Genomic DNA, 11,194 nt, shown 5'->3' with positions numbered 1-11,194 from the left:
TTGAAAACCACGCGCACCCTAACACATTGATTTCATAATTATGATGCATTGTTTAGCAATAACAAATTCATCAGTAACAAGTTTGAGAATTTACGGTTTATCAGATAAAAAAATAGCCAACTCTAGGTTGGCTATTTTATTTTTCATCATGAACAGTAACGATTCATTACTTGATATCGATGTTTTCAAAGCTCTTAATCAAGTCATCTAGTGACTTCATTTGCGCCAAGAATGGCTCTAGTTTGTCTAGAGGCAGTGCAGATGGGCCATCACAACGTGCTTGATCTGGGTTCGGGTGCGCTTCGATAAATAGACCCGCAATGCCTGTCGCTAGACCCGCTTTTGCAAGCTCAACTGTCTGCTCACGACGGCCGCCAGATGCTGCGCCTGATGGGTCACGCATTTGTAGTGAGTGCGTTACGTCAAAAATGATTGGGCTACCTTTCGACGCGTTCTTCATTACACCAAAGCCAAGCATGTCTACAACTAGGTTATCGTAACCGTGGCAAGAACCGCGCTCACATAGGATGATCTTGTCGTTACCACATTCCGCGAATTTCTCAACGATGTTACCCACTTGACCAGGGCTCATAAATTGAGGTTTCTTCACGTTGATCACTGCACCTGTTTTCGCCATTGCTTCAACTAGGTCAGTTTGACGAGCTAGAAATGCAGGAAGCTGAATAACGTCTACCACGTCAGCGACAGGTTGAGCTTGCGCTTCTGTATGAACGTCAGTGATGATCTTGACACCAAAAGTGTCTTTTAGCTCTTGGAAGATTTTCATACCTTCTTCAAGGCCTGGGCCACGGTATGAATGAACAGAACTGCGGTTTGCTTTGTCGAACGACGCCTTGAATACGTAAGGAATGCCCAGTTTGTCTGTTACTTTTACGTAATGCTCACAGATCTGCATAGCAAGATCACGAGACTCAAGAACGTTCATGCCTGCAAATAGGGTGAATGGCTTGTCGTTAGCAACCTGGATGTCGCCGATATTAACTATTTTCTGTTCCATTATGATTCTCTTTTTTCTGTCCACGGTATGCCACACTTGGGCACTCCGATAAAATTAGTGAAGTGTGACGTGTTTTTCACTCATCGCATTAACTTGTGATTTTAGTAGCTCAGACGCAGGATCGTCAGGACATTGGTCAATAAAGTACTGAAAGTCAGATACCGCGACCTGATGACACTCAAGCTGTTGGAAGATAAAACCGCGATCACGAATCTCGTATGGGTCATCTGGCACAAAGGTCAACGCCAGATTAGTACAGCGCAGCGCCAGTGTGTAACGCTCTTCTCTCAGCATCGCGCTTTTAATCAACGCCAACCAGCGACCAATCACTGTCGGATTATCCGCTTCGTCAAAATGTTCTGGTTTAAGTTGCGCTAACGGTCCTTCTTGACCGATTAACCAAGCTTGAAGGATTTTCTCACCAACATACTCCCCGTTGAACGGGTTAATGTAGTCTGGTGTTTTGTGCATCCAATCCACTTTAATTAGGAACTGAGTTGGGAATGTCACACCTTTCATAGGGAAGCCAAGGCGATTGCCTAAGTACAATAAAATTGCACCTAAGCTGACCGGAATACCTTTTTTACGCTCTAGTACTTTATCGATAAAGCTGTTGTCAGAGATAAAGTACTCTTGGTCGTCACCTTTGAAGCCCCACTCATGGAAAAACAGACGTAGGAAAGAGTCGAAACGCTGCTCTTCATCTGTTTCATGGATAAGCGTTGCTTCTGCTTCTTGGTACAGACGCTCTAGCTCTTGCTTAGCCCAATGGACGTTGGTTTCTGGATTAACGGATTTATTGAGCTCTAACGCTCCTTCCACCAGCGCCATGTTGTCAAAATCTTCGTCAAAAAACTCAAGCATGACGATTACCCAAATAAAGTTGGACTCTTAGACACGGCGATGTTAGCCGCCATGACCAACCAACCGAGTGCGCCAAAGAAACCGAAAATTTGCAGCAATTTATTTTTAGCTAATTTCAGAGCGAAGAAGCCCAGAGCAATGTACGCCAACACACACGTGATCTTGTTGGTTAGCCAAGGTGCTGAGTCTGTAAATGGAATGAAGCCAGTAACAAAGATCAAAGCAACACCTGACAACAACAGCGCGGTATCAACAATGTGTGGAAAAACTTTCAGAAAACGATGGTTGCGCTTTGGAGAGTTCATCATCATTAACGCGAATCGAATCGACAACAATGTGGCACTCAGTGCGATGGTGACAAGGTGAATATGTTTTAGAGCTACGTACATTTTTCTTCTCTTTTAATAAATTACTACTGACTTGCTCGTTCTTATGAAGGCTGGTAGCAACCGAGGGTCACTCGATCATTCCCACCATAATCTTTTTCGGTGACAACTTGCTGATAGCCAAAGCCACTCATGATCTCACGAACCGCCTCGCCTTGGTCGTAACCGTGTTCGAAGGCAAGCCAACCGCCCTCTTCAAGATACTGACGAGCCAAATCGGAGATATGGCGAATATCCGCTAAGCCATTTTCATCAGCGACCAGCGCGGATTTTGGCTCAAAACGAACGTCACCTTGGGATAAATGCGGATCTTTCTCGTCAATATACGGCGGATTGGAAACAATTAAAGCAAACTTTGTTCCCTCTGCAATAGGCTCGAACCAGCTACCTTGGTCAAACGTCACATTTTTGATGTTTAGCTGCGCGGCATTGTACTCAGCAAGCTCTTTGGCCTCTTGTTTGAGGTCAACTCCCATTACCTGACGATTCGGTAGCTCAGACGCTAATGCCAACGCAATTGCTCCTGTCCCTGTGCCTAAATCTAGAATCGATCCGGTCTGCCCATAGGTTTTATCCAAAGCAACTTCCACCAAACGCTCGGTGTCTGGTCTTGGGATCAAGGTAGTAGGAGAAACTTTGAGAGGTAGAGACCAAAACTCGCGCTCACCAATAATGTAAGCAACGGGTTCGCCTGCTAAGCGCCTTGCGAGTAAAGCATCAAACTGCGCTTGTTGCTCTGGTTCTAATGCTTTTTCTGGCCACGTTAGCAAATAGGTTCGCGGTTTGCCAAGAACATGGCAAAGAAGGACAGCTGCATCGAGAGAAGGCGACTCTTTGCCGCCTTCTGTCAGTTTTGCCGTCGCACTTTTCAGTGCTTGCTCAATGGATTGAACTTGGCTCATCGATTAAGCGTTCTCAGCTAGCGCCGCTAGTTGGTCTGCTTGGTGTTCTTGAACCACTGGGTCAATCAAGCTTTGTAGGTCGCCTTCCATCACTTCGTTCAAACGGTAGATGGTTAGGTTGATTCGGTGGTCAGAAACACGGCCTTGCGGGTAGTTGTAAGTACGGATACGGTCACTGCGGTCACCAGAACCTAGTAGGTTACGACGCGTGTCAGACACTTCTGCTGCACGACGCTCTTGTTCCGCTTGAACGATACGAGCAGCCAGTACTGCCATCGCTTTCGCTTTGTTCTTATGCTGTGAACGCTCGTCTTGACACTCTACCACTGTACCCGTTGGTAAGTGGGTAATACGAATTGCAGAATCCGTGGTGTTAACGTGCTGACCACCCGCGCCAGATGCACGGAACGTATCGATTTTTAGGTCTGCCGCTTTGATTTCTGGCAGATCCGCCTCTGGGATTTCCGCCATGACCGCTACTGTACACGCAGAAGTATGCACACGACCTTGAGATTCTGTCGCTGGTACACGTTGTACACGGTGACCGCCAGATTCAAACTTCAGCACGCCGTATGCACCGTCGCCGCTCACTTTCGCGATCATCTCTTTGTAACCACCGTGCTCCGCTTCGTTTGAAGACATCACTTCAATGCGCCAGCCACGCTTTTCTGCGTATTTGCTGTACATACGGAATAGGTCGCCAGCGAAGATACCTGCTTCATCACCGCCAGCACCAGCGCGGATTTCAAGGAAACAGTTACGATCATCATTTGGATCTTTTGGAAGAAGAAGAATTTGCAACTCATCAGCAAGACGTTCAATCGCTTCTTTCGCGTCTTTGATCTCTTCTTGAGCCATTTCACGCATTTCTTCGTCGTCTTCTTTTGCCATCTCTTCAGCGGCAGCAAGATCGTCTTGAGCTTGTTGGTAAGCTTGGAAGCACTTAGTTACTTCTTCTAGCTGAGAGTACTCTTTTGATAGAGCACGGAATTTGTCCTGATCTCCAATTACATCAGGATCACCAAGAAGATGTTGAACTTCTTCGTAACGTTCTACTAGCGTTTCTAGCTTAGTCAGAATAGAGGCTTTCATAGTGTCGTTTTCTTAATAAAAAGCGTGAGTTACAGATCATCTAAGCCAAGCGTTTGGCGGATAATCGTTAATTTTGCTGGTTCGCCTTGTTCCGCCGCACTTTGTAGTGCGCGTGTTGGGGCGTGAATCAGTTTGTTGGTGAGTTTATTACTAAGTTCGCGCAGTACTTTCTCCGGATCTGCGCCAGCTGCCAATGATTGCAGGCTTTTACTCAGTAACTCTTCACGTATTTCGTTCGCCGAATTGCGATAATCGCGAATACTATCAACCGCTTGCAGTGAGCGTAGCCACGTCATAAACGACGCACTTTCTTCACTAACAATGGCTTCGGCCTGAATCGCTTCAACTTTACGTTGCTCAATATTGCTATCGATGATCGACTGCAAGTCGTCCACCGAATACAGATAAGCATCGTTCAATTCGCCAACTTGCGCTTCCACATCACGTGGTACAGCAATATCGACTAACAGAATAGGTTGATGACGACGTTGTTTCAGCGCTGTTTCGACCATGCCTTTACCAATAATAGGCAACGGACTCGCTGTTGAGCTAATCACGATGTCCGCTCTTGCGAGGTGGTCTGGGATTTCGTTCAGGCTGATTACTTCTGCACCAAACTGCTCAGCTAACCCTTGAGCACGCTCTTTGGTGCGGTTTGCGACTATCATTTTTGTGCAGCCGTTCGACGCTAAGTGCTTCGCGACCAGTTCGATGGTTTCACCTGCCCCGACGAGTAAGACTGTCGAGTCAGATAACGATTCGAAAATGTGTTTTGCTAATGTACATGCGGCGTAAGCCACCGACACAGCATTGCCACCGATATCAGTTTCCGTACGAACTCGTTTTGCAACAGAAAACGTTTTTTGGAACAGCTTATCAATCGACGAGTCTACAGCTTGATGATCACGTGAATCAGAAAATGCCTGTTTCACTTGACCTAAGATCTGCGGCTCACCAAGTACCAGTGAATCAAGGCCACACGAGACGCGCATCAAGTGTTTAATTGCCGCTTGTTCTTCGTGTACATACAAACTTGGCATCAGGTCTTCACGGCTCACTTGGTGAAATTGAGCGAGCCAATCGATCAGCTTGTTTCGCGCTCCTTGCTTAACGTCGCAGTACAACTCAGTACGGTTACAGGTTGAAACAATCACACTGCCGTTAACCGCTTCGTGCTCTCTGAGTTGCTCAAGTGCAGGGCCGAGCTTATCAGGCCCGAACGCCACTTTCTCTCGCAAGTCAACAGACGCTGTATTGTGATTAATTCCAATAGCAAGCAAGGACATCTAACGTGGTATCTCTGAGATCGGTTATAAAATAGGTTCAGAATTTTACTGTAAGCACGCATTTATTGAAAGGGTAAGCCGGATTTGTTTTCCTAAGTCCGTCTTTTCAATGCTATAGTTGTGAGCGATTCCCGATGAAACTGATTAATAAGCCATCAAACATGACCTTACGTTCCTTTCTCATCTTTCTCTTGTCGAGCCTTATTCTCGCTGGGTGTAGTTCCGTTCCTGAAAGCGTCACCAGCGTCGAATGGCAAGCTCATGAACAACGTCTTGAAACCATCCATGATTTTCAAGCGACCGGGAAATTAGGCTACATCGGCCCCGACCAAAGACAAAGTCTGAACTTTTTTTGGAAGCACTCCACCGCTTTAAGCCAACTTCGATTAACCACTGTCTTGGGACAAACCGCATTAAAACTGACGATTACCCCACAAGGGGCAACGGTTGAAACGTATGATGACCAAGTCCTTTCCGCACGCAACGCTAATCAACTGATTTATCGCCTCACAGGCTTGATGATGCCAGTTGACCACATGCCCGACTGGTTACTCGGTTTACCTACCGATGCAGATACATTCCAGCTTTCTCCAGCCAACACACTGCAAACCTTAGACAAACAGATAGGTCTTAACGACTGGAAAATCGCTTACGAACGTTATGGCGACGTAGAATGGCACGAACAGACGCTTCCATTACCGAATAAACTAAAGCTGACGACATCAGACGTAAAAATCAATCTAGTGATCACAAAATGGAACATCACCCAATGATCGAAACTTCAACCCGCTGGCCGTCTCCGGCGAAATTGAATCTCTTTCTATACATCAATGGCCGCACAGAAAACGGCTATCACGAGTTACAAACCTTATTCCAATTCGTCGATCATGGAGATGAGCTCACCATTCAAGCAAACCATTCTGGTGATGTTACGATTTCTCCAGAGATAGAAGGTGTGCCTCTTCAAGACAATTTAATTTGGAAAGCTGCAACTGCGCTGCAAAATTACACTCACTGCTCTTTTGGTGCACATATCGAACTGCACAAAGTTTTACCAATGGGTGGTGGAATTGGCGGCGGCTCTTCAAATGCCGCTACGACACTTGTGGCACTCAACTACTTGTGGCAGCTCAATTTAACTGATGATGAATTAGCCGAAATTGGCCTAAAACTGGGCGCTGACGTGCCTGTTTTTGTGCGCGGTTTTTCCGCTTTTGCTGAAGGTGTGGGTGAGAAGCTTTCTCCAGCCAACCCGGAAGAAAAGTGGTATCTCGTCGTGAGACCAAATGTTTCTATTGCGACAGCGGATATATTCCGTCATCCAGATCTGACACGAAACACACCAAAACGAGATCTAGAAACACTTTTGAACGCGCCGAGCGTAAACGATTGCGAAAAAATTGTACGAATGCTCTACCCAGAGGTTGATAAGCAACTTTCATGGCTGCTACAATACGCGCCGTCAAGATTGACGGGGACAGGATCTTGCGTTTTTGCTGAATTTTCGAGCAAATCGGAAGCAGAAACTATCCTTGCACAACTCTCTGATAAAGTCTCGGCATTTGTCGCTCAAGGGCGCAATATTTCGCCACTAAAAGAGACTTTGGCTGAATACCAATCAGCCTCACACCGACCTATTTAAAACTGGACGCAAACCCGAGGTTTCCACCGTGCCTGATATGAAGCTATTTGCTGGTAACGCAACACCTGAACTAGCCCAACGTATTGCTGATCGTCTTTACATCTCTCTTGGTGATGCATCTGTTTCTCGCTTTTCTGATGGCGAAGTTGCAGTTCAAATCAATGAGAATGTTCGTGGTAGCGATGTTTTCATCATTCAATCCACTTGTGCACCGACTAACGACAACCTAATGGAATTGGTTGTTATGATTGATGCAATGCGCCGTGCTTCAGCAGGCCGTATCACTGCAGTTATCCCTTACTTTGGTTACGCCCGTCAAGATCGTCGTGTACGTTCTGCTCGTGTGCCAATTACTGCAAAAGTTGTTGCTGATTTCCTATCTAACGTTGGTGTTGACCGCGTTCTTACTATCGACCTACACGCAGAGCAAATCCAAGGCTTCTTCGATGTTCCTGTAGATAACATCTTCGGTACTCCTGTACTACTTGAAGACATGCAATCTCGCGGTCTAGATAACCCAGTAGTGGTTTCTCCTGACCTAGGTGGTGTGGTTCGAGCTCGTGCAACGGCGAAAGCGCTAGGCGACATCGATATTGCTATCGTTGATAAGCGTCGTCCACGTGCAAACGTTTCTGAAGTGATGAACCTAATCGGTGATGTTGAAGGTCGCGACTGTGTGATCGTTGATGACATGATCGATACAGGTGGCACTTTATGTAAGGCAGCTGAAGCGCTAAAAGAGCGCGGTGCTAAGCGTGTATTCGCTTACGCAACTCACGCTGTATTCTCTGGTAACGCTGCAGACAACATTAAGAACTCTGTTCTTGACCAAGTTATCGTAACTGACTCTATCTCTCTTTCTAAAGAGATGGCGGCGACAGGCAAAGTAACCACACTAAGCCTATCTCGTATGCTAGCTGAAGCAATCCGTCGCATCAGCAACGAAGAGTCAATCTCTGCAATGTTCAACTAATCTGAACATTTCAGTTAGACTGATTTCAAAAGCACCCCTCTATGGGGTGTTTTTTTTATTTGTATCGATAGGCAGAAAATCCCTTGGTCGCCCACTGTGAGAATTCTGTGCTATTATACTGCGCTTTTTGAGATTCCAGAGAGATCCTAACCTTGACTCAACCAATCAAACTTCTTGTTGGTCTTGCTAATCCGGGACCAGAATATGCCAAAACTCGCCATAATGCGGGCGCTTGGGTTGTAGAAGAATTAGCACGCGTCCATAACGTTACCCTGAAGAACGAACCAAAGTTCTTTGGCCTAACCGGACGCATCATGGTCAACGGCCAGGATCTCCGTTTGCTTATCCCTACCACTTTCATGAACCTCTCTGGAAAAGCGATCGCTGCTTTGGCGAAGTTTTACCAAATTAAGCCAGAAGAGATCATGGTTGCTCACGACGAGCTAGACTTACCGCCAGGTGTCGCTAAGTTTAAGAAAGGTGGTGGCCACGGGGGCCACAACGGACTACGTGACACAATAAGCAAACTGGGCAACAACAAAGATTTTTATCGTCTTCGTATCGGCATTGGCCATCCGGGACACAAAGATAAAGTGGCAGGTTTTGTATTAGGTAAAGCTCCAGCGAAAGAGCAAGAGCTACTAGATGCCGCAGCAGATGAAGCTGTTCGTTGTCTAGACATCCTGATTAAGGATGGCCTATCCAAAGCACAAAACCGCCTCCACACGTTCAAAGCTGAATAAGGTTACTATCATGGGTTTTAAATGTGGCATCGTTGGTCTACCTAACGTTGGTAAATCAACTCTGTTTAACGCACTAACTAAAGCGGGTATTGAAGCAGCAAACTTCCCGTTCTGTACCATCGAACCAAACACTGGTGTGGTTCCTGTGCCAGATCTACGTCTAGACGCACTAGCAAAGATCGTTAACCCACAGAAAGTTCTACCTACTACAATGGAATTCGTAGACATCGCTGGTTTGGTTGCGGGCGCATCTCGTGGTGAAGGCCTAGGTAACAAATTCCTAGCGAACATCCGTGAAACAGACGCTATCGGTCACGTTGTACGCTGTTTCGAAAACGAAAATATCGTTCACGTTGCAGGTAAAGTATCTCCAATCGAAGATATTGAAGTAATCAACCTTGAACTAGCTATGGCTGACCTTGATTCTTGTGAGCGCGCGATTCAGCGTAACGCGAAGAAAGCAAAAGGCGGCGACAAAGACGCGAAGTTCGAGCTGACAGTTTTAGAAAAGCTGCTTCCTGTACTAACAGAAGGTGGTTCAGCGCGTACCGTTGAGCTTTCTAAAGAAGAATTAGCAGCAGTAAGTTACCTAAACTTCCTAACGCTAAAACCAACCATGTACATTGCAAACGTAAATGAAGATGGTTTTGAAGACAACCCGTACCTAGACGCAGTACGTGAGTTCGCAGCAAAAGAAAACAACGTGGTTGTTCCTGTATGTGCAGCGATCGAATCAGAAATGGCTGAACTAGAAGACGACGAACGCGAAGAGTTTCTAGCGGATCTAGGCATCGAAGAACCTGGTCTAAACCGCGTAATTCGTGCTGGTTACGAACTGCTAAGTCTACAGACGTACTTCACAGCTGGCGTAAAAGAAGTTCGTGCATGGACAATTCCTGTTGGCGCAACAGCACCAAAGGCAGCAGCGAAGATCCACACTGACTTTGAAAAAGGCTTCATCCGTGCAGAAGTCGTTGGTTACGAAGACTTCATCCAATACAACGGTGAAAACGGAGCAAAAGACGCAGGTAAATGGCGTCTTGAAGGTAAAGACTACATCGTAAAAGATGGTGACGTTGTACACTTCCGCTTCAACGTATAATTAAGTGAATGAAATTCAAACACTTCATTTACATAAAAAGCCAGCAGTAATGCTGGCTTTTTTTATGTCTGCAATAAACGCCACAAAGTTAAGTTCCTTGCTTCAAGCTAATTTATTTCCAGTTTTAGATCATAAACACGCCTCTTTGTTTAAAAAGAAAGCGAACGATGTTTTTTGGGGGATTTATTTAAAAAAACTGTTGACGGATCTCACTCAACTTCGCATAATGCGCGCCGTTCCCAACGACAAGGCAACAAAGCGTTGAGAGCAAAAATGTGGTTTTGGCTACGTAGCTCAGCTGGTTAGAGCACATCACTCATAATGATGGGGTCACAGGTTCGAATCCCGTCGTAGCCACCATTCCTAAACGTTCTTTAATTAAGAGTACTTAGGAATATATGCGGAAGTGGCGGAATTGGTAGACGCACCAGATTTAGGTTCTGGCGCCGCAAGGTGTGAGAGTTCAAGTCTCTCCTTCCGCACCATATTTTAAGTAGTTGAAAAACTACTGCCTGCAGGTCTATCGCCAAGCGGTAAGGCAGCGGCTTTTGATGCCGCCATTCCCTGGTTCGAATCCAGGTAGACCTGCCATTATTCAAAGTGAGATTCCTTGATAAAAGGGTTGTCACTGAGAGCGCGAAGGTTTATATTGTCTCGCTCCAAAAGATGGCTACGTAGCTCAGCTGGTTAGAGCACATCACTCATAATGATGGGGTCACAGGTTCGAATCCCGTCGTAGCCACCATTCTTTCTTAATGAAAGAAATAAGAAATATAACTGTTAGTTTTTACCAATTAACTGATGGTTTATAGAGTTCAAGACGCGGAAGTGGCGGAATTGGTAGACGCACCAGATTTAGGTTCTGGCGCCGCAAGGTGTGAGAGTTCAAGTCTCTCCTTCCGCACCATCTTGATTCAACTCTATATAAAGAATATATGCGGAAATGGCGGAATTGGTAGACGCACCAGATTTAGGTTCTGGCGCCGCAAGGTGTGAGAGTTCAAGTCTCTCTTTCCGCACCATTCTTTCTCTAGAAATAGAGATGATATAGTCTCATGACTATTGTCTGCAGGTCTATCGCCAAGCGGTAAGGCAGCGGCTTTTGATGCCGCCATTCCCTGGTTCGAATCCAGGTAGACCTGCCATTATTTTACGTTATTGAGTTTTACTCAGTAACTATGCGGAA

Annotated in this window: 12 protein-coding genes and 7 tRNA genes; 13 read left to right on the top strand and 6 right to left on the bottom strand. The window is 46.0% G+C overall.

What is annotated here, in order from left to right:
• Positions 1 to 166: 166 nt before the first annotated feature.
• From kdsA to hemA, 6 genes are read right to left on the bottom strand one after another with little or no spacing between them, the layout of a single operon-like run.
• On the bottom strand, positions 167 to 1,018 hold the full coding sequence (gene kdsA / locus ACF8OV_RS15150) for a 3-deoxy-8-phosphooctulonate synthase (protein ID WP_005457350.1): 852 nt from the start codon (positions 1,016 to 1,018) through the stop codon (positions 167 to 169).
• A gap of 54 nt (positions 1,019 to 1,072) precedes the next feature.
• Positions 1,073 to 1,882 carry a SirB1 family protein gene (locus tag ACF8OV_RS15145; RefSeq protein WP_005481357.1) on the bottom strand — a complete coding sequence of 270 codons (810 nt, stop codon included), beginning with the start codon at positions 1,880 to 1,882 and terminating at the stop codon, positions 1,073 to 1,075.
• Between the two features lie 5 nt (positions 1,883 to 1,887).
• Complete coding sequence (locus ACF8OV_RS15140; RefSeq protein WP_005468486.1) at positions 1,888 to 2,271, bottom strand: SirB2 family protein; 384 nt, start codon at positions 2,269 to 2,271, stop codon at positions 1,888 to 1,890.
• A 41-nt stretch (positions 2,272 to 2,312) separates the two neighbouring features.
• Positions 2,313 to 3,170, bottom strand: a complete 858-nt coding sequence (prmC, locus tag ACF8OV_RS15135) for a peptide chain release factor N(5)-glutamine methyltransferase (RefSeq protein ID WP_020904133.1) — start codon at positions 3,168 to 3,170, stop codon at positions 2,313 to 2,315.
• A gap of 3 nt (positions 3,171 to 3,173) precedes the next feature.
• Positions 3,174 to 4,262 carry a peptide chain release factor 1 gene (prfA, locus tag ACF8OV_RS15130; protein ID WP_005456867.1) on the bottom strand — a complete coding sequence of 363 codons (1,089 nt, stop codon included), beginning with the start codon at positions 4,260 to 4,262 and terminating at the stop codon, positions 3,174 to 3,176.
• 29 nt (positions 4,263 to 4,291) lie between these two features.
• On the bottom strand, positions 4,292 to 5,548 hold the full coding sequence (gene hemA, locus ACF8OV_RS15125; RefSeq protein ID WP_025793415.1) for a glutamyl-tRNA reductase: 1,257 nt from the start codon (positions 5,546 to 5,548) through the stop codon (positions 4,292 to 4,294).
• A gap of 134 nt (positions 5,549 to 5,682) precedes the next feature.
• Here hemA and lolB point away from each other — a divergent pair, with 134 nt between their 5' ends.
• The 13 genes from lolB to ACF8OV_RS15060 all read left to right on the top strand — a co-directional run bounded on the left by lolB (position 5,683) and on the right by ACF8OV_RS15060 (position 11,153).
• Complete coding sequence (gene lolB, locus ACF8OV_RS15120) at positions 5,683 to 6,321, top strand: lipoprotein insertase outer membrane protein LolB (protein WP_015296355.1); 639 nt, start codon at positions 5,683 to 5,685, stop codon at positions 6,319 to 6,321.
• Positions 6,318 to 7,190, top strand: a complete 873-nt coding sequence (gene ispE / locus ACF8OV_RS15115; protein WP_015296354.1) for a 4-(cytidine 5'-diphospho)-2-C-methyl-D-erythritol kinase — start codon at positions 6,318 to 6,320, stop codon at positions 7,188 to 7,190. Before lolB ends, ispE begins: the two co-directional genes overlap by 4 nt.
• A 28-nt stretch (positions 7,191 to 7,218) precedes the next feature.
• A complete protein-coding gene (locus ACF8OV_RS15110; RefSeq protein ID WP_005496171.1) occupies positions 7,219 to 8,163 on the top strand; it encodes a ribose-phosphate pyrophosphokinase in 945 nt (314 codons plus the stop codon).
• Positions 8,164 to 8,315: 152 nt separating this feature from the next.
• Complete coding sequence (gene pth / locus ACF8OV_RS15105) at positions 8,316 to 8,906, top strand: aminoacyl-tRNA hydrolase (protein ID WP_005496173.1); 591 nt, start codon at positions 8,316 to 8,318, stop codon at positions 8,904 to 8,906.
• Between the two features lie 10 nt (positions 8,907 to 8,916).
• The gene (ychF, locus tag ACF8OV_RS15100; RefSeq protein WP_203504870.1) at positions 8,917 to 10,008 is read left to right on the top strand and encodes a redox-regulated ATPase YchF; all 1,092 of its coding nucleotides are present in this window, start codon (positions 8,917 to 8,919) and stop codon (positions 10,006 to 10,008) included.
• Between the two features lie 4 nt (positions 10,009 to 10,012).
• Complete coding sequence (locus ACF8OV_RS15095) at positions 10,013 to 10,273, top strand: hypothetical protein (RefSeq protein ID WP_011105709.1); 261 nt, start codon at positions 10,013 to 10,015, stop codon at positions 10,271 to 10,273.
• An 18-nt stretch (positions 10,274 to 10,291) separates the two neighbouring features.
• Positions 10,292 to 10,368: transfer RNA gene (locus tag ACF8OV_RS15090), tRNA-Met, on the top strand.
• A 40-nt stretch (positions 10,369 to 10,408) separates the two neighbouring features.
• Positions 10,409 to 10,493, top strand: a tRNA-Leu gene (locus ACF8OV_RS15085).
• Positions 10,494 to 10,524: 31 nt separating this feature from the next.
• Positions 10,525 to 10,599, top strand: a tRNA-Gln gene (locus ACF8OV_RS15080).
• A 77-nt stretch (positions 10,600 to 10,676) separates the two neighbouring features.
• Positions 10,677 to 10,753 (top strand) — tRNA-Met (locus ACF8OV_RS15075).
• Positions 10,754 to 10,830: 77 nt separating this feature from the next.
• A tRNA-Leu gene (locus ACF8OV_RS15070) sits at positions 10,831 to 10,915 on the top strand.
• A gap of 30 nt (positions 10,916 to 10,945) precedes the next feature.
• Positions 10,946 to 11,030: transfer RNA gene (locus tag ACF8OV_RS15065), tRNA-Leu, on the top strand.
• Between the two features lie 48 nt (positions 11,031 to 11,078).
• Positions 11,079 to 11,153: transfer RNA gene (locus tag ACF8OV_RS15060), tRNA-Gln, on the top strand.
• Positions 11,154 to 11,194 lie beyond the last annotated feature (41 nt).

Source organism: Vibrio sp. GLN_1 (assembly GCF_043106015.1).
Lineage (GTDB): Bacteria > Pseudomonadota > Gammaproteobacteria > Enterobacterales > Vibrionaceae > Vibrio > Vibrio parahaemolyticus.
The sequence above is the reverse complement of the archived record's forward strand: the minus strand, read 5'-3'. Positions and strand labels throughout refer to the sequence as shown.

Coding starts and splice junctions, on each gene's coding strand:
- ychF (WP_203504870.1), top strand. CDS start 8,917: ATGGGTTTTAAATGTGGCATCGTTGGTCTACCTAACGTTGGTAAATCA.
- hemA (WP_025793415.1), bottom strand. CDS start 5,548: ATGTCCTTGCTTGCTATTGGAATTAATCACAATACAGCGTCTGTTGAC.
- prmC (WP_020904133.1), bottom strand. CDS start 3,170: ATGAGCCAAGTTCAATCCATTGAGCAAGCACTGAAAAGTGCGACGGCA.
- ispE (WP_015296354.1), top strand. CDS start 6,318: ATGATCGAAACTTCAACCCGCTGGCCGTCTCCGGCGAAATTGAATCTC.
- lolB (WP_015296355.1), top strand. CDS start 5,683: ATGAAACTGATTAATAAGCCATCAAACATGACCTTACGTTCCTTTCTC.
- kdsA (WP_005457350.1), bottom strand. CDS start 1,018: ATGGAACAGAAAATAGTTAATATCGGCGACATCCAGGTTGCTAACGAC.
- ACF8OV_RS15140 (WP_005468486.1), bottom strand. CDS start 2,271: ATGTACGTAGCTCTAAAACATATTCACCTTGTCACCATCGCACTGAGT.
- prfA (WP_005456867.1), bottom strand. CDS start 4,262: ATGAAAGCCTCTATTCTGACTAAGCTAGAAACGCTAGTAGAACGTTAC.
- ACF8OV_RS15145 (WP_005481357.1), bottom strand. CDS start 1,882: ATGCTTGAGTTTTTTGACGAAGATTTTGACAACATGGCGCTGGTGGAA.